The sequence below is a fragment of the Streptomyces sp. E-08 genome, assembly GCF_049913095.1.
GTDB lineage: Bacteria > Actinomycetota > Actinomycetes > Streptomycetales > Streptomycetaceae > Streptomyces.
The window spans coordinates 1,806,219-1,828,476 of record NZ_CP183971.1 but is presented as its reverse complement, the minus strand read 5'-3'; the positions used below and the strand labels follow the sequence as shown (position 1 = coordinate 1,828,476).

20 protein-coding genes are annotated in these 22,258 nt (G+C 73.1%); 9 read left to right on the top strand and 11 right to left on the bottom strand.

Going from position 1 to position 22,258, the window contains the following annotated elements; all coding sequences use genetic code 11:
- Positions 1–20 precede the first annotated feature (20 nt).
- A complete protein-coding gene (locus tag ACN9MM_RS08350) occupies positions 21–824 on the top strand; it encodes a class I SAM-dependent methyltransferase (protein ID WP_426363026.1) in 804 nt (267 codons plus the stop codon).
- A gap of 22 nt (positions 825–846) precedes the next feature.
- Here ACN9MM_RS08350 and ACN9MM_RS08345 read toward each other — a convergent pair whose 3' ends face one another.
- The 3 genes from ACN9MM_RS08345 to ACN9MM_RS08335 are packed head-to-tail and all read right to left on the bottom strand — an operon-like array spanning position 847 to position 3,144.
- Positions 847–1,776 carry an ADP-ribosylglycohydrolase family protein gene (locus ACN9MM_RS08345; RefSeq protein ID WP_426363025.1) on the bottom strand — a complete coding sequence of 310 codons (930 nt, stop codon included), beginning with the start codon at positions 1,774–1,776 and terminating at the stop codon, positions 847–849.
- Positions 1,777–1,780: 4 nt separating this feature from the next.
- Positions 1,781–2,233 (bottom strand): ABA4-like family protein, encoded by a 453-nt coding sequence (locus ACN9MM_RS08340; protein WP_426363024.1) that lies wholly within the window; start codon positions 2,231–2,233, stop codon positions 1,781–1,783.
- Positions 2,230–3,144, bottom strand: coding sequence for a hypothetical protein (locus ACN9MM_RS08335; RefSeq protein ID WP_426368697.1), 915 nt, complete (start codon positions 3,142–3,144; stop codon positions 2,230–2,232). The genes ACN9MM_RS08340 and ACN9MM_RS08335 overlap by 4 nt, the downstream gene beginning before the upstream one ends.
- Positions 3,145–3,343: 199 nt before the next feature.
- Between ACN9MM_RS08335 and ACN9MM_RS08330 the strand changes: the two genes are divergently transcribed.
- Complete coding sequence (locus ACN9MM_RS08330; protein WP_426363023.1) at positions 3,344–3,976, top strand: MerR family transcriptional regulator; 633 nt, start codon at positions 3,344–3,346, stop codon at positions 3,974–3,976.
- Between the two features lie 919 nt (positions 3,977–4,895).
- Here the strand turns inward: ACN9MM_RS08330 and ACN9MM_RS08325 are convergent.
- Positions 4,896–5,732: a siderophore-interacting protein gene (locus ACN9MM_RS08325; RefSeq protein WP_426363022.1), complete on the bottom strand. Its 837-nt coding sequence runs from the start codon at positions 5,730–5,732 to the stop codon at positions 4,896–4,898.
- A gap of 126 nt (positions 5,733–5,858) precedes the next feature.
- Complete coding sequence (locus tag ACN9MM_RS08320) at positions 5,859–6,764, bottom strand: 5'-3' exonuclease (protein WP_426368696.1); 906 nt, start codon at positions 6,762–6,764, stop codon at positions 5,859–5,861.
- 349 nt (positions 6,765–7,113) lie between these two features.
- On the opposite strand from ACN9MM_RS08320, the gene ACN9MM_RS08315 reads away from it, so the two are divergent.
- From ACN9MM_RS08315 to ACN9MM_RS08300, 4 genes are all read left to right on the top strand, one after another.
- Positions 7,114–8,190: a quaternary amine ABC transporter ATP-binding protein gene (locus tag ACN9MM_RS08315; RefSeq protein WP_426363021.1), complete on the top strand. Its 1,077-nt coding sequence runs from the start codon at positions 7,114–7,116 to the stop codon at positions 8,188–8,190.
- Positions 8,183–9,997 carry an ABC transporter permease/substrate binding protein gene (locus tag ACN9MM_RS08310; protein WP_426363020.1) on the top strand — a complete coding sequence of 605 codons (1,815 nt, stop codon included), beginning with the start codon at positions 8,183–8,185 and terminating at the stop codon, positions 9,995–9,997. The genes ACN9MM_RS08315 and ACN9MM_RS08310 overlap by 8 nt, the downstream gene beginning before the upstream one ends.
- A 162-nt stretch (positions 9,998–10,159) precedes the next feature.
- Positions 10,160–10,711: a helix-turn-helix domain-containing protein gene (locus ACN9MM_RS08305; protein ID WP_382861045.1), complete on the top strand. Its 552-nt coding sequence runs from the start codon at positions 10,160–10,162 to the stop codon at positions 10,709–10,711.
- A 7-nt stretch (positions 10,712–10,718) separates the two neighbouring features.
- On the top strand, positions 10,719–11,441 hold the full coding sequence (locus ACN9MM_RS08300; protein WP_426363019.1) for a helical backbone metal receptor: 723 nt from the start codon (positions 10,719–10,721) through the stop codon (positions 11,439–11,441).
- On the opposite strand, the gene ACN9MM_RS08295 is transcribed toward ACN9MM_RS08300, so the two are convergent.
- Positions 11,368–12,528, bottom strand: a complete 1,161-nt coding sequence (locus ACN9MM_RS08295) for a TDT family transporter (RefSeq protein WP_426363018.1) — start codon at positions 12,526–12,528, stop codon at positions 11,368–11,370. The two genes, ACN9MM_RS08300 and ACN9MM_RS08295, sit on opposite strands and share 74 nt — an antisense overlap.
- 349 nt (positions 12,529–12,877) lie before the next feature.
- Between ACN9MM_RS08295 and ACN9MM_RS08290 the strand changes: the two genes are divergently transcribed.
- Positions 12,878–13,735, top strand: a complete 858-nt coding sequence (locus ACN9MM_RS08290; protein ID WP_426368695.1) for a LysR family transcriptional regulator — start codon at positions 12,878–12,880, stop codon at positions 13,733–13,735.
- Between the two features lie 21 nt (positions 13,736–13,756).
- Here ACN9MM_RS08290 and ACN9MM_RS08285 read toward each other — a convergent pair whose 3' ends face one another.
- Positions 13,757–15,382, bottom strand: coding sequence for an amidohydrolase (locus ACN9MM_RS08285; RefSeq protein ID WP_426363017.1), 1,626 nt, complete (start codon positions 15,380–15,382; stop codon positions 13,757–13,759).
- A gap of 101 nt (positions 15,383–15,483) precedes the next feature.
- Positions 15,484–16,203 (bottom strand): TetR/AcrR family transcriptional regulator, encoded by a 720-nt coding sequence (locus ACN9MM_RS08280; protein ID WP_426363016.1) that lies wholly within the window; start codon positions 16,201–16,203, stop codon positions 15,484–15,486.
- Between the two features lie 68 nt (positions 16,204–16,271).
- Between ACN9MM_RS08280 and ACN9MM_RS08275 the strand changes: the two genes are divergently transcribed.
- Positions 16,272–17,702, top strand: coding sequence for a purine-cytosine permease family protein (locus ACN9MM_RS08275; RefSeq protein ID WP_426363015.1), 1,431 nt, complete (start codon positions 16,272–16,274; stop codon positions 17,700–17,702).
- Positions 17,703–17,793: 91 nt separating this feature from the next.
- Here ACN9MM_RS08275 and ACN9MM_RS08270 read toward each other — a convergent pair whose 3' ends face one another.
- The 3 genes from ACN9MM_RS08270 to ACN9MM_RS08260 all read right to left on the bottom strand — a co-directional run bounded on the left by ACN9MM_RS08270 (position 17,794) and on the right by ACN9MM_RS08260 (position 20,782).
- Positions 17,794–18,474, bottom strand: a complete 681-nt coding sequence (locus tag ACN9MM_RS08270; RefSeq protein WP_426363014.1) for a gamma-glutamyl-gamma-aminobutyrate hydrolase family protein — start codon at positions 18,472–18,474, stop codon at positions 17,794–17,796.
- A 29-nt stretch (positions 18,475–18,503) separates the two neighbouring features.
- Positions 18,504–19,937, bottom strand: a complete 1,434-nt coding sequence (gene eat / locus ACN9MM_RS08265) for an ethanolamine permease (protein ID WP_426363013.1) — start codon at positions 19,935–19,937, stop codon at positions 18,504–18,506.
- A 116-nt stretch (positions 19,938–20,053) separates the two neighbouring features.
- The gene (locus ACN9MM_RS08260) at positions 20,054–20,782 is read right to left on the bottom strand and encodes a FadR/GntR family transcriptional regulator (RefSeq protein WP_382861025.1); all 729 of its coding nucleotides are present in this window, start codon (positions 20,780–20,782) and stop codon (positions 20,054–20,056) included.
- Between the two features lie 89 nt (positions 20,783–20,871).
- On the opposite strand from ACN9MM_RS08260, the gene ACN9MM_RS08255 reads away from it, so the two are divergent.
- Positions 20,872–22,236 carry a glutamine synthetase family protein gene (locus ACN9MM_RS08255; protein ID WP_426363012.1) on the top strand — a complete coding sequence of 455 codons (1,365 nt, stop codon included), beginning with the start codon at positions 20,872–20,874 and terminating at the stop codon, positions 22,234–22,236.
- Positions 22,237–22,258: the final 22 nt, after the last annotated feature.

Sequence of the window (22,258 nt, the reverse complement as noted above, 5' to 3'; positions counted from 1 at the left end):
AGGACGGCTATCGTCGCCGAATGGCTCAGGAAACCGAGAAGTTCGACACCGCGATGGCCACCTGGCAGGAATGGCAGGAAGCCCCCTGGGGCCGTCTCCGCTACACACTTGCCGAGGCGAACCTGATGCGTCACCTCGACGAGGGAACCGGAGGCGGGCCGCTGCGGATCCTCGACCTGGCGGGCGGCGACGGCGGTGACGCGATGCGGCTGGCCGCGCGCGGGCACCACGTCACCGTCGTCGATCTCGCACCGGCCATGCTGGCCGCCGCCGAGGCACGCGTGGCGGAGCGGGGGCTGTCGGAACGGGTGACCTGTGTCCGGGCCGATGTGCGCACCCTGCCGGTGGACATCGCCACGGGCGGCTTCGACGTGGTGCTGTGTCACAACCTGCTGCAGTACGTGGACGACGTGTCCGGCACCCTGGCGACGGCGCTCGCCCCGCTGGCGGAGGGAGGGCTCTTCTCCGTGATGGCGATCAACCGGCACTCGGCGCCCCTGAACGTCGCCGTACGGTCGCTGGACCCCGCCGCGGCCCTGGCCGCACTCGACAGCGACCGGCTCCGGAACGAGATGTTCGACTCCGAACTGACCCTCCACGCGGCGGAGGAGATCATCCCGCTCCTCGGGGACCTCGGCTGCAGGGACGTGCGGCACTACGGCATCCGCAGCTTCTGCGACTACCTGACCGACGACGCGCGCAAGTACGACCCGGAGTACTACGCCGACCTCGAACGGCTGGAGCTGGCCACGACCGCGCGAGCCCCCTACATGCACACCGCGCGCCTCTTCCAGCTCACGGCACGGAAGGGGAAGGCCTCCTGACGGCCCGGTGACCCCGGCGCCTTCACCCCTGCCCGACCAGGGACCTGGCGAGGGCCCACAGGTCCGCGGCGCGCAGGACCCGACCGGCGGAACCGGGAAGGGGGACGTGGAGAGGGGCCGTCCAACGCGCGGGGATGGCGCCGGGACCGTACACCGCGCCCGCGAGGGTGCCGGTCACGGCGGCCACGGTGTCGGTGTCGCCGCCGAGGTCGACCGCCGCGGCGAGAGCCTCCTCGAAGGAGTCCGTGGTCCGCAGTGCCCAGATCGCCGAGCCGAGGCAGGGCCAGACGGCCCCGTTGAACTCGGTCGCGTCGTCCGGGTGCCAGAGCGGGTCGAGCACCCTCGCCCACCGCTCCCGGTGTGCCGGGTCCACCTCGGCCAGCGTGGCGGTCACGGCGGCGAGCGGGTCCTCGCCGAGGAGGGCGACCCGGACCAGCTCGTGAAGGATCGCCGTGCCCTCCCAGGCGGCCCGGTCCCCGTGCGTGAGCGCGGCGATCCGGCGAGCGGCGTTCATGGTCTCCGTTCGGCCCCGTGCCGCGAAGTACACCGCGGAGGTCGAGGCCCTCATCAGTGAACCGTTCCCGGCCGCGCGCCCGTTGATCTGGAAGTGCAGCGCGGCGGCCACGTCCCAGGCGTCGCCGCCCAGCAGGACCTGCTCGGTCTGGAGGCCGATGTCCTTGGGATCGGCCGCCGCCCAGCGCCGGAACCGGTCGAAGACGTCCGGCAGGTCGAGGCCGCCCCGTTCGAGGAGTGACTCCCCGAGCAGGACGGCCATCTGTGTGTCGTCCGTCGCCTCGCCCGGATCCCAGCCGCCACCCCCGCACAACTCCCCGGCTCCGTCCGGGAACCGCTCCCGGAACACGCCCGGCAGGGCGAACTCGAAGGGCGCTCCCAGCGCGTCGCCCACGGCGGAACCCAGTACGGCGCCCACGGCCCGGTCGGTGTCTGGCATCCGGTCAGACTAGGGCGTGCGGGGCCGGCCGGCGGTCCTTCCGGGGCGTCCTGACCGCGCGGGCGATCAGGAACAGGGGCAGGCCGACGGGGGAGAGGAGGATCGTCAGGAGCAGCAGCGGGCCCATCAGGAGGGGTGAGATCGAGAGGCGGCGGGCCTCGCGGTACATCCACTGGCCCAGGAGGAGGTCCCAGGCGATGACCTGGGCCCAGAGCGCGCCGGCACCGTTGGCGAGGGCGGTGAGTTCGCGGAACGTGTCGATGTCCGGGCTGCTGACCGCCGCCCACAGCTCGGGCAGGACGGGAGCGGCGAGGACGGCCCAGACGGCCAGGATCGGCAGGACGGTCAGCGGGGAGGCCGCGAGCCGCTCGGTGACCCGCCGGCGCGGCGCGAAGATCATGAGCAGCCAGACCGGTGCCGCCAGGAGGAACGACAGCTCGAAGAGGAAGCCGGTCATGCCGAGACCTCCCGGGTGAGAGCGGGGGTGGGGGCGCCGTCGGTACGGAGCGACAGGGCCGTCGCCGCACCGCCCAGCACCACGATCGCCGCCGCGCCGGCGAGTGTCGCGCCGTCCGGTGCGAACAGCGCCTGGCCACGCAGGGCCTCCCAGACCAGCAGGACGAAGGTCGCCGCGTACACCGCCGACGCCGTGAGCGTGAGGCGCAGCCGGACGCCCTCGTCGGCCAGGCGGGCGAAGGCCGGGAAGCGGGCGGAGCGCGCGGCGAGGGCGGTCAGGACGATCAGCAGCAGAGGGAGCAGTTGCAGCGCGTGCATGCCGAAGAAGTGGGCGATGCGCAGGTCGCCGCCGGTGGTCGCCCAGCCGGTGAGCGGCATCGACGGGCCGCCGTCCGGGACGCCGACGCTGTGCGCTCCGCTGATCGGCGGGTTCTCGACCGCCAGCTGCTCCGGCGTCGGACGGACCATCAGGAAGCCGACGCCGGCGCCCGCGAGGGCGATGAGGGAGGACAGGCGGACGGCCCAGGCCATCGCCCGGTCCAGGATCCTGGCCCGCAGCAGGAGCACCGCGATGACCAGGGCGCCCAGCCACAGCACGACGACGGTGGCGCCCATGATCTGGAAGACGGCGCCGTCGAAGGGGGTCGCCTGGTTGAAGTGGCTCTGGGTGCCGCGGATCACCTGGAGGGTGATGAGCGCCATCTCCACGACGCCGGCGACGGTGATCACCGTCCCGGCCCACCAGCCGGCCCGCCTGCCGCGGGGGAGCAGGGTGAGCATCCAGGCCAGCGACAGCCCGTAGGCGACGAACGATACGGAGAACTTGAACGGCTTGGTCCAGATCGGGACGCCCACGAGTATTCGGTCGTCGACGACGATGCCGACGGCCGAGACGAGGGCGAGGAGGGCCATCGAGGCGGAGAACCAGACGAGCGGGCGGTGCAGCCGGGACGGTGCGGCGAGTGGGGTCTGCGGGTTCGGTAAAGAAGACATACGGATCCCCCCGTGGAAGGTATGGATAGTGGCACTCGCCACTATCTGATAGCGCCACTATCTATGATGGGGTGCCGGTCGGCAAGGGCCGGGAGAGAACGTGGAAGGTGAACACGCGGTGCGCATCGGAGAATTGAGTCGCACGACCGGGGTGTCGGTGCCGACGATCAAGTTCTACGTACGGGAAGGACTGCTGCCCGCCGGAGAGCTCACGAGTCCGAACCAGGCTTCGTACGGGGAGACGCACGTGCGGCGACTGCGCCTGATCCGGGCGCTCCTGGACGTGGGCGGCCTGTCGGTGGCCGCGGTCCGTGAGGTGATCGTGGCGGTCGACGACTCCGACCGGCCGCTGCACAAGGTGCTGGGCGCGGCGGCGGACCGGCTGGTGCCGCGTTACGACCACGAGTCGGGTGCCGGCATGGAGGAGGCGCGGAAGCGGGTCGCCGAGCTGATCGCCGAGCGCGGCTGGCGCACGTACGAGGGCAGCGCCGCCGCGGAGGCCCTCGCGACGGCGCTGGCGGCCCTGGGGGAGGCCGGTCACGGCGGGTTCACCGAGGTCCTCGGCGCGTACGCGGACGCGGCGGAGCGGGTGGCGCGGGCCGACCTGGAGTACGTCGCGCACCACGTGGCGCGCGAGGAGGTCGTGGAGAGCGTGGTCGTCGGCACGGTCCTCGGCGACGCGATCTTCTCCGCGCTGCGCCGGATCGCCCACGCGGACGCCTCGGACCGCGTCTTCGGCCGCACGACCTGACCCACGGGACCTGGCCTACGCGGGCGGCGGTGCGCACGGGGGCGCCGGCTGCCGGGTGGGTGAGTGGTGCCCGGGGCCGGGCGTTCGGGGGCGGCGTGGCCCGCTCGTGCGGGCTGCCGCGTGGGCGCGGACGCCCGTGGTCAGGTCCTCGGGGAGCCGGCGCCCCCGAACACGCGGCGGGTGCGGTGTCCACGCAACCGCGGCCTGCCTGCGGGGCGAGTGCCGACGGCGCGCCCGTGGGCACCGGCCGCGCACATGGCGGCACGGGCCGTGCACATGGAGGCACCGGCCGCGCGCATGGCGGCACGGGCCGCCGGGCGTACCCGGATGCGGCACCGGCCGTTCGCGCGGCCGTGCGGGCCGCTGAGTGCACGGGGCGGATCTGGTTCGGCCCGCGGAGCGGGTGCAGCCCCTCTGCGAGCCTCGCGCCGCGCGCGTACGCGGACACCGCACGGGCCGCTGGGCGTACCCGGGCTTAGCGCCGGCCGCTCGCGCGGCAGCCCGGGCCGCCGTGTGTACCGGGTGCCTCTGGTCGCGCCCGCGGGGTGAGGGCCGACCGTGTGGTCGGAGCACCGCGCCGGCCGTACGCGCGAAGCCACCGAGCCCGCCGCGCGGACGGGGGCGCCTCGGCGCGCGTCTGCAGGGCGAGGGCCGAGCTCCTTGCGTGCGAACGTATTGCACCAGCCGCGTACGGGCCGCGTACGGGTCGCAACCGCCGCGTACGGGCCACCCGCCGCGTACGGGTCGCACCCGCCGTGCCTACAGGACCGCGTCCCGCCCGTGCCTGCGGGACCGCGCCCCGCCCGTGCGTGCGCGCATCGCGCCCCGCCCTGCCTACGGGCCGCACCCGCCGTGCGTGCGAAGCGCCGAGGGGCGGCGCCGTGTCCGGGCGCCGCCCCTCGGTCTCGTGCGTGCGGGCTCAGTTCTCCTGTTCGCGTTCCACCTGGTCGTTCCACTCGCGCTTGATCGCGCGCCACGCCTCGTCCGACTTGCCCAGGCGCCAGTAGCCCGAGATCGACAGGCGCTCGCGCGCCACGCCCCGGTCGAGCCGCAGGTGCCGGCGGAGCTCCTTCACGAAACCCGCCTCGCCGTGGACGAAGGCGTGCACGTCGCCCGCCGGGAACTCCAGGGCCGTGACCGCCTCCACCAGCGCCTCGCCCGCCGGGCGGTCGCCCCGGTGCAGCCAGGTCACGTCTATGCCCTTCGACGTCGCCAGCTTCTGCTCCTCGGCCGCGTCCGAGACCTCGATGAGAGCCTGCGCCCTCGCCCCCTCGGGCAGGGCCTCCAAGGCCACCGCGATCGCGGGAAGCGCGCTCTCGTCGCCCACGAGCAGGTGCCAGTCCGCCGCCGGGTCCGGCGCGTAGCCGCCGCCGGGGCCGAGGAAACGCACCGTCTCGCCCGCCTGCGCGCGCGCCGCCCAGGGGCCCGCGAGGCCCTCGTCGCCGTGGACCACGAAGTCGATGGTCAGCTCGCGGTGCACCGGGTCCCAGGACCGCACCGTGTACGTCCGGGTCGTCGGCCACTGGTCCCGGGGGAACTCCGCCCGGATCCGCTCCATGTCGAACGGCTCCGGGTAGGCGACCCCCTCCGGAGCGAAGAGCAGCTTCACGTAGTGGTCGGTGTAGGTGTCCGCCGCGAAGCCGTCGAGCCCGGGGCCTCCGAGCACGACCCGCACCATGTGCGGAGTGATCCGCTCGGTGTGCACCACGCGCGCTTCGGTGGCCTTCGGTGCCTTGCGGGCCTGCTGCTCTGCCACGAGGGGCTCTCCTGACTCTGCGTACTTAGGTATGCCTAAGCTAGCATCCCTCGGCGGGAGAGGCCCAGGGGTCACCCGAATGACCCCTGGTCGCAGCGCCCGACGCAGCCCTCCGGAACCCCTCCGTCAGCGCTCCAGGACCGGAAGCAGGCGCCCCACCGCCCCGCCCAGGCCCCAGCGCTTCACCAGCGCCTCCAGGGCGGCCGGGTCGCGGGGCGCGGTCGGCAGGGCCGCCGTGAACTCCGGCAGCGGTGCGTCGGAGGCGACCCGCACCACCGTCGGCGCCACGTCCAGGTACCCGGCCGCCTCCACGATCCCGCGCCGCTTCGCCGGCGTCAGCTTCGACGTGCGGTCCTCCGCCGCGGCCCGGACGCCGGCGAGGTCCCCGTACTCCGTGATCAGCTGCGCCGCCGTCTTCTCGCCGATGCCCTTCACCCCGGGCAGCCCGTCGCTCGCGTCCCCGCGCAGCGCCGCGAAGTCCGCGTACTGGTCGGGCCGCACCCCGTACTTCGTCCGGATCAGCTCCCCGTCCACCAGGTCGCAGTCGCCGACGCCCTTGCGCGGGTACAGCACGCGGACGCCCCGGGCGTCGTCGACCAGCTGGAACAGGTCGCGGTCGCCGGTGACGATGTCCACGGGTCCCTCGGCGCGGCCGGCCAGCGTGCCGATCACGTCGTCCGCCTCGTACCCCGCCGAGCCGACCCGCGCGATGCCGAGCGCCGCGAGGACCTCCTCGATGACCGGCACCTGCGGGGACAATGTGTCCGGGATCTCCTCCTCGTCCGGGCCGGTCTCCGTCTCCACGGCCACCCGGTGCGCCTTGTACGAGGGGATCAGGTCCACGCGCCACTGCGGGCGCCAGTCCTCGTCCCAGCAGGCCACCAGATCGTCGGGGTGGTGGTCCTGGACGAGCCGGGTGATGAAGTCGAGCAGCCCGCGCACGGCGTTCACCGGGGTGCCGTCCGGGGCCCGGACGGAGTCCGGCACGCCGAAGTACGCGCGGAAGTAGAGGCTGGCGGTGTCGAGGAGCATCAGGCGTCGCGTCACACCCCGATCATGCCGCACCCCACCGACAGGACCCTCCTTCCGCGCGCGGGACCGCAGGGACCCCGTGGGGACCCCGCAGGAAACCCCTCCCGGACCCCTCTCGGTTTTCTCTCGGTTTTCTCTCGGCCCCCTCCCGGACCCCTCGCGTGACCCCCGTCACCTTTGCGTTTGCACCCTGTGAAGCCGGGCAGGCGCGAGCCCGGAGCGGAACCCGGTACCGGATTCAACGAAAAGGATCCCGTACGCGACGGGCCCGCGGGCCGATCCCGCCCGCTCCACGGCCGGCCACGCGGGGGTGGTGAGGCCGTTCTTCGTCTCTACCCGTGAGGTGTATGTGTCCAGGCTCCAGGCCGACCACCTGTACAAGGTGTTCGGCAGACGACCCGACGAAGCCGTCCGCAGGCTCGCCGCCGGCGCCGACCGCGAGGAGCTGCGCGCCGAGGGGACGACCGCCGCCGTCGTCGACGCGGGCTTCACCGTCGACCCCGGTCAGATCTTCGTCGTGATGGGCCTGTCCGGCTCCGGGAAGTCCACCCTCCTGCGCATGCTCAACGGCCTGCTCGAACCCACCGCGGGCCGGGTCCTCTACGACGGCCACGACCTCACCGCGCTCTCCCCCCGCGAGCTGCGCGCGGTCCGCTCCACCAAGATCAGCATGGTCTTCCAGCACTTCGCGCTCTTCCCGCACCGAAACGTCCTGGAGAACGCCGCCTACGGCCTGGAGGTCCAGGGCGTGCCCCGCGCCGAGCGCGAGACCCGCGCCGCCGAGGCCCTCGAACTGTGCGGCCTCGGCGGCTGGGAGAAGTCCTGGCCGGACGAGCTCTCCGGCGGCATGCAGCAGCGGGTCGGCCTGGCGCGCGCGCTCGCCACCGACGCCGACCTGCTCCTGATGGACGAGTCCTTCAGCGCGCTCGACCCGCTGATCCGCCGCGACATGCAGGACCAGCTCCTCGTGCTCCAGAAGCGCCTGAAGAAGACCATCGTCTTCATCACCCACGACCTCAACGAGGCCATGCGCCTCGGCGACCGGATCGCCGTCATGCGCGACGGCAGGATCGTCCAGCTCGGCACCGCCGAGGACATCCTCGTCCGGCCCGCCGACGACTACGTCGCCTCGTTCATCCAGGACGTCGACCGCTCCCGGGTCCTCACGGCCTCCGCGGTCATGACCGACGCCGTCGCCCCGGCCGACTGCCCCGACGGCTGCTCCTGCCGGGCCGTCGGGCCCGACACGCTCGTCGCCGACCTGTGCGCCGTCGCCGCCCTGGCCCCGCACCCCGTGACCGTCGAGGACACCGACGGCTCCGTCCTCGGAGTCGTACCGACCGAACGCCTCCTCGCCGTCATGGGCGGTGTCGCCGCGACGCATGCCCCGCTCGCCAAGGCCCAGGAGGTGACCGCCGGTGCCTAGGCTCCCTCTCGGCCAGTGGGTCGACAGCTCCGTCGACTGGCTCCAGGCCCAGCTCTCCTGGCTGTTCGACGCCGTCAGCACCGGCGTCACCGGCCTCTACGACGGCATCGACGCCGTCCTGTCCGCCCCCCACCCGCTGCTCTTCGCCGGCATCCTCGCCGTCGTCGCCTGGTGGCTGCGCGGCCTCGCCGCCGGCGTCCTCGCCTTCGCGGGCTTCGCGCTCGTCGACTCGCTCCAGCTGTGGGACGAGGCGATGGCGACGCTCTCGCTCGTCCTCGTCGCCACCCTCGTCACCCTGGTGATCGCCGTACCGCTCGGCATCTGGGCGGCCCGCTCGAAGACCGTCAGCGCCGTCCTGCGGCCCGTGCTCGACTTCATGCAGACCATGCCGGCGATGGTCTACCTCATCCCCGGCATCATCTTCTTCGGCGTCGGCGTGGTCCCCGGCATCATCGCCACCATCGTCTTCGCCCTGCCCCCGGGCGTGCGCATGACCGAGCTCGGCATCCGCCAGGTCGACGGCGAACTCGTCGAGGCAGCCGAGGCATTCGGCACCACCCCGCGCAACACGCTGCTGCGGGTGCAGCTGCCGCTCGCCCTGCCGACGATCATGGCCGGTGTCAACCAGGTCATCATGCTCGGCCTCTCCATGGTCGTCATCGCCGGCATGGTCGGCGGCGGCGGACTCGGCGGCGCCGTCTACCGCGCCATCGGCAACGTCGACATCGGCCTCGGTTTCGAGGCGGGCGTCTCCATCGTCGTCCTCGCCATGTACCTGGACCGGATGACCGGCGCCCTCGGCCGCCAGGTCTCCCCGCTGGGCCGCCGCGCCGCCGCCAAGGCGCGCGCCGCGCTGAGCGCGAAGCGGCCCGGGGCGAAGCTCTGGGCCCACCGCCCGCAGCCCGTCGCCGCGCTCGTCGGCGTCGTCGTCCTCGCGCTCGTCGCCGGCGGCATGGGCTTCCTCGGCGGCAACGGCGGCGCGACCTCCACCTCCGCCGCAGGCGCGAACGGCGGCCACGGCAAGAAGGTCAGCATCGGCTACATCCCCTGGGACGAGGGCATCGCCTCCACGTACCTCTGGAAGGAGCTCCTGGAGCGCCGTGGCTACGAGGTCGAGACCAAGCAGCTGGAGGCCGGCGCCCTCTACACCGGCCTCGCCGGCGGTCAGCTCGACTTCCAGACCGACGCCTGGCTCCCCGTCACCCACGCCCAGTACTGGGAGAAGTACAAGAACAAGCTGGAGGACCTCGGCTCCTGGTACGGCCCCACCTCCCTGGAGCTCTCCGTCCCCTCGTACGTGAAGGGCGTCGACTCGCTCGCCGACCTCAAGGGGAAGGCCGGACAGTTCAAGGGCCGCATCGTCGGCATCGAGCCCAGCGCCGGAATGATGGGCATCCTCAAGGACAAGGTGCTCAAGGAGTACGGCCTGGAGGGCGAGTACCAGGTCGTCGACGGCTCCACGCCCGGCATGCTCGCCGAGCTGAAGCGCGCCTACGAGCGCAAGGAACCCGTCGTCGTCACTCTCTGGTCCCCGCACTGGGCCTACTCCGCCCACGACCTGAAGAAGCTCGACGACCCCAAGGGCTCCTGGGGCAAGGGCGACGGCGTCCACACCCTCGCCCGCAAGGGGTTCGCCGCCGAGAACCCCGAGGTCGGCGCCTGGCTGAAGAACTTCTCGCTGACCGAGAAGCAGCTCACCGACCTCGAAGCCGTCATCCAGGAGACCGGCAAGGGCAAGGAGCAGCAGGCCGTCCGCACCTGGCTGGACCGGAACCCCGGCCTCGCGGAGAAGCTCGCACCGCAGTAGCCCTCACGGGGTGCCGGAGCCGGGCAGAGGCTCACTGGCCGAAAAGGGGTGGTCGCCGAACGTGTTCGGCGGCCACCCCTTTTCGTCACGACGCGAAACCCCGCCCCAAAGCTGCGTAAGGTTCAGGTAACCGACCGGTACGAGCAGAGGGAGGGAGCCGACATGGACGAGAAGGAAGCACCCCGCGTGGGCGCGGCCGTCAAGAGGCGCCGCAGAGCGCTCCAGCTGACCCTGGCCGTCGTCGCCTCCCGCAGCGGCCTCTCCGTGCCCTTCCTCAGCCAGGTCGAGAACGAGCGCGCCCGCCCCAGCCGCCGCTCCCTCGAACTCGTCGCCGAGGCCCTGGAGACCACGGCCGGCGAACTCCTCGCTGCCGCCGAGGCCTCCCGCACCGTCGACGTCGTACGGGCCGGGGAGCGGACCCCGGGCATGCCCCCGGGCGTCCGGACGCTGGTCCGGGGCCGCCACCAGCTGCACGCCCTGGAGTTCACCGGCGAGCAGGACGCCGGGCGCGAGTTCCAGCACCGGAACGACGAGCTCCTGTACGTGGCCGACGGCGCCGCCGAGGTCGAGGCCGAGGGCCGCGCCCACCGGCTCGGCCGCGGCGACACGCTCTACCTCTCCGGCGGCGTACGGCACCGCTGGCGCGCCACCGAGCCCGGCACCCGGCTCCTCGTCGTCGCCGTCGGCGACCACGTCGAGGCCGAGGAGCAGTGAGGCCCTCGTGACGCCGAGGGTCGTCTCCCTCGTGCCGTCCCTGACCGAGGCCGTCGCCGTCACCGCGCCCGGCGTCCTCGTCGGCGCGACCGACTGGTGCAGCCACCCCGCCGGCCTCGACGTCGTCCGCGTCGGCGGCACCAAGAACCCCGACGTCACGGCGATCGCCGCGCTCCGGCCCGACCTCGTCCTCGCCAACGAGGAGGAGAACCGCGCCCCCGACCTCGCCGCGCTCCGGGCCGCCGGACTCGACGTCCTCGTCACCGGGATCCGCACTCTCGACCAGGGGCTGCGGGAACTGGAGCGGGTCCTCGCCGCCTGCGGCGCGCCCCCGCGCCCCCGCTGGCTCGTGGAGGCCGAGGAGGCCTGGGAGTCCGTGACGCCGGTGGAGCCGTGCACCGCCGTCGTACCGATCTGGCGGCGGCCCTGGATGGTCCTCGGCCGTGACACCTTCGCCGGCGACCTGCTCGCCCGCCTCGGCGTCCGGAACCTGTACGCCGACCACCCCGAGCGCTACCCGCGCCTCCCGCTCGACGCACTCCGCGCCGCCGGACCCGACCTCGTCGTCCTGCCCGACGAGCCCTACCGCTTCACGCGCGACGACGGCCCCGAGGCGTTCCCCGGGACCGCCGCCGCCCTCGTCGACGGGCGCATGCTCACCTGGTACGGGCCGTCACTGGCCGAGGCCCCGCGGGCGCTGTCCCGGGCCCTGCGAGCAGCGCACCGCTGAGCAGCCCGCGCAGCGTGTGGAGACCCGCCACCAGCCAGGCCGCCACGAGGAACACATAGAGACCGATCGCGAGCCACCGGAACACGGCGAGACCGGTGTGCTGCGCCAGCCCCTCGGCACCGGTCACACACGTCCCCACCGGGAACGTGAACGCCCAGAACGTCATCGCGAAGCCCATGCCCCGCCGCCGCGCCCGCAGCACCATGGCCCCGGCCAGCGCCAGCCACATCATCGCGAAGCCCATCACGGGCACCCCGTAGAGGACGGCGAAGGCGGCGAAACCGTGCGCGTACGGGGCGGGCAGCACGCCCGCGGCCGTGTCGGCGAACTTGTTCGCGGCGGTCGTCGACTGGCCCAGCGGGCCGAGGACCAGGAAGAGGGTGGGGGTCAGCGCGAGCGGCAACGGACCGCCGGTCACGAGCCGGCCGAAGACCAGCGGCAGCATGACCAGGGTGGCGAGCAGGCTGACGCCGAACAGGGCGTGGCAGCCGATCAGCAGGGTCTGCTGAGCCTGCCCGGCGGGCAGGTGGGGTACGAGAAGGGGGCCGAGCGCGGCGGAGACCATGGGTGCGACGACCGGCAGCAGCCACACCGGCGAGGCGCTCTCGATCCGGTGGTGCACGACCATGAGGTACGGGACGGCCACCGCGGCCACCAGGCCGATCAGCGTTCCGGCGGTGAACAGCACCGTGTCCAGGGCGACGGCCGCCGGGAGCCCGATCCAGTCCCGGCCCACGATCATCGCCCCGCCGCCGACCGCGAGCAGCGCCATCGACAGACAGCCGTAGAACGGCGCCATCGCCGGGTCCATGAGATGGGCACGGGCCTGGTCCCGGTGCCGGGCCCAGTGCGCGGCGCGCGCGGCGACCAGGGTGAGCAGCATCGCGAGTGACAGGACCCAGACCGCGGCGCAGGCCGTACGGAGGCCGGGGACGTCCACCGGGAGGGCGGCGCCGGCGTTGGCGACGATGGCCGTGCCCATCACGGAGGCGTACCAGTTGGGTCCGAGGTGACGGACGGTCCGGGTCGCCCTGGTGCCGGGGGTGGTGGCGCGGAGGGCGGGGAGAGGAGGTGCGAGGCTTGCCATGACTCGATCGTTTCGCGCCGGAACGGCCCCCACCAGGGACGTTGTGGCTATGAGGCCATAAGCTGCCTTTATGAGCAGTGAGCAGGGCACGACACCGACCCCCGTCTCCGGCGAGGACGTCTCCGACCGGGCCGACTCTCACCAGGGTGGCTCGGGCCAGGCCGGCTCTCACCAGGTCGGCTCGGGGCAATCCGGATCTCGCCAAGTCGGCTCGGGCGAATCCGGCTCTCACCAGGTCGGCTCGGGCCAATCCGGCTCTCACCAGTCCGGCTCTCACCAGTCCGGATCTCACGAGCCCGGCTCCCACCGGGTCCTCTCCCACCGGGTCCCGGACCTCGGCGCCCTCGAACTGCTCCTCGCCGTCGCCCGGCACGGGAGCCTCGGCGCGGCCGCCCGCGAGGTCGGGATCACCCAGCCCGCCGCCAGCAGCCGCATCCGCTCCATGGAACGGCAGCTCGGCGTGGCCCTCCTCGACCGCTCGCCGCGCGGCTCCCGGCTCACCGACGCGGGCGCCCTCGTCACCGACTGGGCCCGGCGGATCGTGGAGGCCGCCGAAGCCTTCGACGCGGGCGCGCAGGCGCTGCGCGGGCGGCGGGACTCGCGGCTGCGGGTGGCCGCGTCCATGACGATCGCCGAGTACCTGCTGCCCGGCTGGCTGATCGCGCTGCGCGCCGAACGGCCCGACACGGCCGTCTCGCTCCAGGCCGGGAACTCCGCGGCCGTGGCGGAACGCCTCTTCTCGGGCGAGGCGGACGTCGGCTTCGTCGAGGGGCTCGCCGTCCCGGACGGCCTGGACGGGGTCGTCGTCGCGCACGACCGGCTCGCGGTCGTCGCCGCGCCCTCCCACCCCTGGGCCCGGCGCCGGAAGCCGCTCGACCCGGCGGAGCTCGCCGCCACCCCGCTGATCCTGCGGGAACGCGGCTCGGGCACCCGGCAGGTCCTCGACGCGGCGCTCTCCGCGCACGGGGGACTCGCGCAGCCGCTCCTCGAACTCGCCTCCACCACGGCGGTGAAGGCGGCGGCGGTGAGCGGGGCCGGGCCCGCGGTGCTCAGCGAGCTCGCGATCACGGAGGAGCTGGCGTCGCGGCGCCTCGTGGCGATTCCGGTGGAGGGGGTACTGCTCCGCCGCGACCTCCGCGCGGTCTGGCCGGCGGGCCACCGCCCGACGGGCCCGGCCCGAGACCTGCTGTCCCTCACCCGAGGCTGAGGGGCCCGCACCCCCACGGGCTCAGACGTCCGTCGCTCGGAACGTCACGCGGCCCGACACCGTCGTCAGCAGGACCGGGACGTCCGGGAGTTCCGTCGCCGGAGTCGTCAGCGGGTCCGCCCCCAGCACCGTCAGGTCCCCGCGGTAGCCCACCGACAGCCGACCCGCCTCGTGTTCCTCGCCCGCCGCGTACGCCGCCGCCGTCGTCATGCCCCGCAGCGCCTCCAGCGCCGTCAGCGCCTGCTCCGGTCCGTGCGGTGCCTGCCCGAGGTCACGGCTCGGGCGCCGGTGCCGCGCCCCGGCCATCACGCCGAGCGGCGGGAACGGCGCGATCGGCCAGTCCGAGCCGAGCACCACCGTCGTACCCGAGTCCGCCAGGTCGCGGCAGCGCCACGCGCGCGACGCCCGCTCCTCGCCGAGGCGCCGCGACCAGTTGTCGGTGTGGTCGGCCCGGGTGAAGTCGCAGCAGTGCGTGGGCTGCATCGATGCCAGGACGCCCAGCTCCGCGAACCGGCGCAGCGTGTCGTCCGGCACCGTCTCGATGTGCTCGACCCGGTGCCGCACCTCGCCCCCGCCGGTCCGTGCCTTCTCGACCGCGTCGAGCACGTGCCGTACGGCCGCGTCGCCGATGGCGTGCGTCGCGGTGGCCACACCCGCCCGGTGCAGCTCCCCGATGATCCGCGTGTACGCCTCGGGGTCCGGCCAGAACGCGTGCGTGGACTCGCCGTGGCAGTCCGGGCGCTCCAGCCACGCCGTGCCGTTGTCGATCGTCCCGTCCATGAAGAGCTTCACGCCGGCGACCTGCCAGAACTCGCCGCCCGTGCCCTGGAGGGCGATCAGGTCCCGTACCCCGGGCTCGTCGGTGCCCGGCTGGCACCAGGGCGCGACCCGGAGCCGCAGCGGCAGCTCACCGGCCGCGTCGAGCTCCCCGTACAGGGCGAGGCTGTCGCCGTTGGCGTCCATCGCGTGACCGCCGGTGAGGCCCGCCGCCGCCATCGACCGCAGCGTCGCCGCGAGCCGCTGCCGGCTCTCCTCCCGCGTCGGCCGGGGAGCGACCCGCTCGACCAGCTCGCAGGCGGCGTCCTCCTGGAGCAGTCCGGTCGGGCGTCCGTCGGCGTCGCAGACGACCTCGGCGGAGGCCTGGTCGAAGGTGCGGGGGCCGTCGACCCCGGCGAGTTCGAGGGCCCTGCGGCTGGCCAGGGCCGAGTGGGCGTCGAAGAGCAGCAGGAACGCCGGCACACCGTCGAGCACGGCGTCGAACGGCGCGGTGCCGACGGGCCGGTCGCCGAAGACGTTCGGGTCGAGACCCCAGCCGAACAGCCACTGGCCCCGGTCGAGGTTCCGCACCTCGCGTGCCAGGGCCTCCCGCACGTCGTCGACGTCCGCGCAGTACGACAGGTCCAGGCCGTGGGTGAGTTCGGCACCCGACACCGGGTGCAGGTGGCCGTCGACCAGGCCTGGGGTGACGACGGACCCCTTGAGGTCGACGACGGTGGTCGCCGGACCCGCCAGCGCCCGGATCTCGCGGTCGTCGCCCAGGGCGGAGATCCGGCCGTCGTCGGAGACGGCGAGCGCGGTCTCCGGCAGGAACGCCCCCGTGCCGGGGTCGAGCAGACGGGCGGAGAGCAGGACGAGTCGGGTGCGCACGATGGCTCCAGAAGATCGCGGATGGGGGAAGTGCGGTGGTGAGTGGGGTTCAGTGGGGTGGGTGAGGTGAGGTCGTGGCTCGGTCGGCGTCGCGCCGGTCGTCACTGCGGCTCGGGCTCCTCGGCGCCGTCGGGCTCCGCGCGCTCCTCGGTGCCCTCGGGCCCCTCCGTCCCCGTCCACCCCGCCGGCAGCGCCACCTCGGTCAAGGCGCCGTACGGCAGGCCGAGTTCCCGTTCCGCCGTCGTCACCGCCATGCGCGCCACCGCCTCCGGGACGTCGCTCCGGTCCGTGTTGGCGTGGGAGCCGAGGCCGTCGAGGACCACCAGGATGTGGATCGCCGCCGCGCGCGGGTCGTCCGTCCGGAACTCGCCCCGCTCGACGCCCTCGCGGATGAGTCCTTCGATGCGGTCGTCGGAGGCGAGCTCCTGCGTGGAGACCCGCTCGCGCAGCACGGGCCGGTAGCGGCTGAGGTGCCGGGCGTTGATCCACAGGCGGCTGATGTCGTCGTACGCCTCTCCGGCCGAGAGGGCGAAGTAGCGCGCGAGGTACTGCGTGGGGGTGCCGTCGGGGCGGTCGGCGGGCAGCAGGGCGTCGAGCTCTCCGGTGGCGGCGACGCTGAACGCCTCGGCCACCAGATCCTCCGCCGACGGGAAGTAGTGGCTGATCAGACCGGGTCGTACGGCGAGCTCGTCGGCGATCCGCCGGAGCGTGACGCACTCCAGGCCCTCGGTCAGGGCGACCCGGGCCGCGGTCTCCACGATCTCCGCCCTACGGGCTTCGGGAGTTTTCCGAATTCTCTTGCGCTGGACGCTTGACGGCATACCGGGGACACTATTGAGTGTGCGACCAATAAGCAACCAGGTGGGCACACACGCATCCGGAGGGCCGCATGGCTTCCACGATCCCCGACCCCGGCGCCGTCCGCGCCGAGGTCACCCCGCCGGCCGACCGCCCCGGCCGCATCGAGGCCCACGGCATCGATCACATCCCCGACAGCGAGCGCCACGGTCATCCGCGCGAGCTCTTCTCCGTGTGGGCCGCGGCGAACGTCAACTACCTCAGCCTCGTCATCGGCGGTGCCCTCGTCCTGATGGGCCTGAGCCTCTGGCAGGCCGTCGGCGTGATCGTCGTGGGCAACCTCTTCTGGGTGCTGACAGGGCTCCTCGCCACCTCGGGACCGGCCGCCGGCGCGCCGAGCGAGGTGATCACGCGGGCGCTGTACGGCGTCATCGGCAACCGGGTGAACAACGCGATCGGCGGCTGGCTGGTCTCCGTGTGCTACTTCGCGCTCAATCTCGCCGCCGCCGCGACCGCCGCCTTCGCGCTCGTCGAGAAGGCCGGCATCACCGCGAGCGTCCCCGTCAAGGTGGTGGTGATCGTCGTCATCGCCGCGCTCACCCTCGCGATCAGCGTCTACGGCCACGCCCTGATCATCAAGCTGTACCTGCCGATCACCCTGGCCCTGGCCGGTGCCTTCACCGTCGTCGCGCTCGCGGTCCTCCGCCACGCCGACTTCTCGTACACGCCCGCCGAGCCGGCCAGTGGCGTCGGGCTCTGGGCCCTGCTCGTCGCGGGCACCACGCTGATCGCCTCGGGCCCGCTCTCGTACACGACGAGCGCCGACTTCTCCCGCTACCTGCCCCGTACGGCCTCGAAGAAGGCGATCATCGGCTGGACCGCGCTCGGCGCCTTCGTGCCCAGCGTCGTCGTCTGTTCGCTCGGTGCCTTCGCGGCCACCGCCGTCGACATGACGGACCCCCAGAACGCGCTCCAGGAGATCCTGCCGGGCTGGTTCGTGCCCGTCTTCCTGCTGGCCCTGATCCTCGGCACGATCTCCATCAACGCCCTGACCGCGTACAGCGCCGGACTCGCCCTCCAGGCCGTCGGCCTGCGCATCCGACGCACCGTCAGCGTCCTCTTCGACGGCACGGTCGCGGTCGCGCTCACCCTCTACGGCCTGCTGGTCTCCAACTTCCTGGACACCGTCAGCAACGCCCTCCAGGTGATCGTCGTCCTGAGTGGCCCCCTGATGGCCGTCTACGCCACGGACATCCTCCTGCGCCGGAACCGGTACGACGGCCGGGCGCTCTCGGACGAGACCCCGGGCAGTGCCTTCTGGTTCACGGGCGGCGTCAACCGGGCGGGCGCCCTCGCGCTCGTCGTGGGCGTGGCCGCGGCCGCCCTGTGCGTCAACACCCTTTACACGGGCCCGGTCGCCTCGGCGCTCGGCGGCGTCGACCTCTCGCTGCCGGTCGGCATGGTCGTCGCCTCCGGCCTGTACGTGCTCCTCGGCCGTCGCGCGGTGACGGCGACGAGCTGAGCCACGGGGCGGAGGTCACCGCCCCCGAGCCGCCCCTCATGCCGCGGGGCGACCGGAGCCCACCCCGGTCGCCCCGCTCCTCGTCGCCGTGTCAGCGGCCCGCCGCCTCCACCAGGCCCCGCATCACACGCAGGTCCTCGCCCATCTCCGGGTGCCACTGCACCCCGAGCGCCCAGGCCGGTGCGGCCAGCTCGACCGCCTCCACCGTGCCGTCCTCCGCGTGGGCCGAGGCCGCGAGGCCCGTGCCCAGCCGGTCCACGGCCTGGTGGTGGTAGGTCGGCACCTCGGTGAGCTCGGGCACCAGCGACGCGTACCGCGTGCCCGGCACCGGCTTCACCGCGTGCCGGCCGATCACCCCGACCGCCTCCACGTGCCCGTCCAGGTGCTGGATCAGCGTGCCGCCGAGCGCCACGTTCAGGAGCTGCATGCCCCGGCAGATGCCGAGCAGCGGGGTGCCGGAGGCGAGGGCCGCGTCGATCAGGGCCAGCTCCCAGGTGTCCCGGGCGCGGGCCGGCGGGCCGGTGCGGGGGTCGGGCTCGGCCCCGTACCGTGCGGGCTCGACGTCCGCCCCGCCCGCGACGACCAGGCCGTCGAGCCGGGCCACGACCGCCGCCGCGTCCTCGGGCCCGCCGGGCGGCAGCATCACCGCGAGGCCTCCGCTCTCCCGTACGAGACGCGGGTACGGGGCGGGGAGCAGCGCGGCGGTCATGTCCCACACCCCCCAGCGCGCCTGGTCCAGGTAGGTGGTCACGCCGATGAGCGGCTTGGTCACGGAAACGTCCTCCAGGAAGGGAAGGGGCATCAGTCGCGTTCGAGTTCGGCCTCGGCCGCGGCGAGCGCCGCGAACTCCTCCTCGGGCGCCCTGGCCACCAGATGGTGCCGACTGTAGAACGCGAAGTAGGCGAGGGCGATCACGTACACCCCGAGTGCCATGAACGCCGCCGTCCGGTCCACCAGGAAGGTCGCGGCGAGCGCCGCGAGGGCGAGGACGAAGGCCACCGACGAGGTCACGATCCCGCCGGGCGTGCGGTACGGCCGGTGCAGTCCCGGCTCGCGGCGGCGCAGCACGATGTGGGAGAGCGCCATCAGGGCGTACGAGATCGTGGCGCCGAAGACCGCGATGTTCAGCATCCGGGCCCCGTTCCCGGTCCCGGCGGCGAGCGCGAAGCCGAGGGCGCCCGGGATGAGGAGTCCCAGGTAGGGCGACTTGCGGCGGCTGGTCAGGGAGAGGAACCGGGGCAGGTAGCCCGCCCGGGAGAGGGCGAACAGCTGGCGCGAGCCGGCGTAGATCAGGGAGAAGAACGAGGCGACCAGGCCCGCGAGGCCCGCGTAGTTCACGAAGCGGCTGAGCACGGTGGGGTCCCCGTCGCCCTGGAGCGCCACGACCAGCGGGTTTCCGGCCTCCTGGACGGCGGCCGAGCCGCGCGCCCCGGTGGCGGCGAAGAAGGTCATGACGGCGAGCAGCACCAGGATCCCCATCGCGATCGCGAGCGCCCTCGGCATCGACCGCACCGGGTCCTTCGCCTCCTCGGCGGCGAGCGGCACGCCCTCGACGCCGAGGAAGAACCACATGCCGAAGGGGAACGCGGCCCAGATCCCGAGGAGCCCGAAGGGCAGCCAGGAGTTCGATCCGAAGGCCTCGCCGTCGACCGGGATGTCGTTCAGGCCGTCCACGTGGAAGTCGGTGAACGCGCCGAGCGCGAAGACGACCAGGGCCGCGACCGCGATCGCCGTGACGATCAGGCTGAAGCGCAGCGCCTCGCCCACGCCCCACAGGTGGATGCCGATGAAGAGCGCGAAGCAGACGAGGTAGACCGGCCAGCCGGACTCCAGGCCGAAGAGCCCCAGGGACTCCACGTAGTCGCCGATGAAGAGGGAGATCGCGGCGGGGGCGAGGATGTACTCGATGAGGATCGCGGTGCCGGTGAGGAAGCCGCCCCAGGTGCCCAGCGCCCGGCGGGCGAAGCCGTAGCCGCCGCCCGCGGTGGGCAGGATGGCGGAGAGTTCGGCGAGCGCGAAGACCAGGCAGGCGTACATCGCGCCCATCAGGACGGTGGCGACGGCGAGCCCGCCGAAGCCGCCCTTCGACAGGCCGATGTTCCAGCCGGAGAAGTCCCCGGACACGACGTACGCCACGCCGAGCCCGGTCAGCAGCAGCCACCCGGCGCTGCCGCGGCGCAATGCCCGGCGCTCCAGGTAGTCGTCCTTCGTCGGCGTGGTGTCTTCGAGCGTCATGGCAGCGTCAGCTCCCCGCAACGGGCCCAATGGATTGGAGCCATACCTTTGCGGTGGCCGACGGGGGAGCGCAACCCCCGTGCGTTACTTTCGGGTTACGCCGGGAAGCGCGCGGCTCAGGTCAGGAAGCCCCGCAGTAGCGCCGCCGTGCCCGCGCAGTGCTCCCGCATCACCTCGCGCGCCGCGTCCGCGTCCCCGTCGAGGACCGCCTCCACCAGGGCGGTGTGCTGGTGCTGGGAGTGCTCCAGGTTGCGTACGAGCAGGGGGATGCAGTCCAGGAGGTCGTTCACCGTCGCGCGGACGGCGGCGTACTGGGCCGTCAGCGTCGGCGAGCCGGAGAGCTCCGCGAGCGTGAGGTGGAGCAGGGTGTCCTGGCGGCGGTAATCGGCCAGCGGGGCGTCATGGGTCGCCGCGACGGCCGTCCGCAGCCGCTCGGCGCCCGCCGCGTCGAGGCCGTGGGCCGCGCACAGCCCGGCGGCGCCCACCTCCAGGACCTCACGGAAGCGCAGGGTGTCCTCCATGTCGACGGTGGCGATCCGGCGCCGCAGCTCGTCCTCGTCGGCCGTCTGCGTCCGGGGCAGCACGAACGTCCCGCCGTACCGGCCGCGCCGGCTCTCCACGAGCCCCTGCTCCTGGAGGACCTTGAGGACCTCGCGCAGGGTCACCCGGCTGATCCCCATCCGCTCCGCGAGCTCCCGCTCGGCGGGCAGCCGCTCCCCGCCGGGCACCAGGCCGAGCCGCACCACCTGGAGGATCTGCTCCAGCGCCTCCTCGAACCCGTTGCCCGCCCGCACCGGCCGCAGCACGGGCGTCAGCCGGTCCGCCGGTTCACTCGTACTGGCCACGTTCTCGTTTCCCTTCCTCCAGCACTTCCCAAGCAATGGTCTTCCGCAATACCTTATGGCTCCCGGCAGGCCGAAGGAGGAGCAATCCCGTGGCAGACCGCACACCCCCGCTCACCGTCGAGGAGCTCCGTGCCCTCGTTGCGAGCGGCGAGATCGACACCGTCGTCCTGGCCTTCCCCGACATGCAGGGACGCCTCCAGGGCAAGCGGTTCGCCGCACCGTTCTTCCTGGACGAGGTCCTCGGCCACGGCACCGAGGGCTGCAACTACCTCCTCGCCGTCGACACCGACATGAACACCGTCGACGGCTACGAGATGTCCTCCTGGGACCGCGGCTACGGCGACTTCGCGATGCACCCCGACCTCACCACCCTCCGCCGCCTCCCCTGGAACGACGCCACCGCCATGGTGACCGCCGACCTCGCCTGGGCCGACGGCACCCCGGTCGTCGCCGCGCCCCGCCAGATCCTCCGCCGCCAGCTGGAGCGCCTCGCGGAGCTCGGCCTCACCGCCCACGTCGGCACCGAGCTCGAGTTCATCGTCTTCAAGGACAGCTACGAGCAGGCCTGGGACGCGAACTACCGCGGCCTCACCCCCGCCAACCAGTACAACATCGACTACTCCGTCCTCGGTACCGGACGCATCGAACCCCTCCTGCGCCGCATCCGCAACGAGATGACCGGCGCCGGACTCACCGTCGAGTCCGCCAAGGGCGAGTGCAACCCCGGCCAGCACGAGATCGCCTTCAAGTACGACGAGGCCCTCGTCACCTGCGACCAGCACGCCGTCTACAAGACGGGCGCCAAGGAGATCGCCGCCCAGGAGGGCTGCTCGCTCACCTTCATGGCGAAGTACAACGAGCGCGAGGGCAACTCCTGTCACATCCACCTCTCGCTCCAGGACGCCGACGGGCACAACGTGATGGCCGGGGACGACCCCCACGGCATGTCCGAGACAATGCGGCACTTCCTCGCGGGACAGCTCGCCGCCCTCCGCGACTTCTCCCTCCTCTACGCCCCGAACATCAACTCCTACAAGCGGTTCCAGCCCGGCTCCTTCGCGCCCACCGCCGTCGCCTGGGGCCACGACAACCGCACCTGCTCGCTCCGGGTCGTCGGCCACGGCCGCTCCACCCGCTTCGAGAACCGCCTCCCCGGCGGCGACGTCAACCCGTACCTCGCCGTCGCCGGCCTGGTCGCCGCGGGCCTCCACGGCATCGAGCAGCGCCTCGAACTGCCCCCGCCCTGCACCGGGAACGCGTACAACGCCGAGTACGCGCACGTCCCCACCACCCTGCGCGAGGCCGCCGAACTCTGGGACACCAGCGAGATCGCCAAGGCCGCCTTCGGGGCCGAGGTCGTCGCCCACTACCGCAACATGGCCCGCGTCGAACTCGACGCCTTCGACGCGGCGGTGACCGACTGGGAGCTGCGCCGCTCCTTCGAACGCCTGTGACGAAGACGAAAGAAGAGGAAGA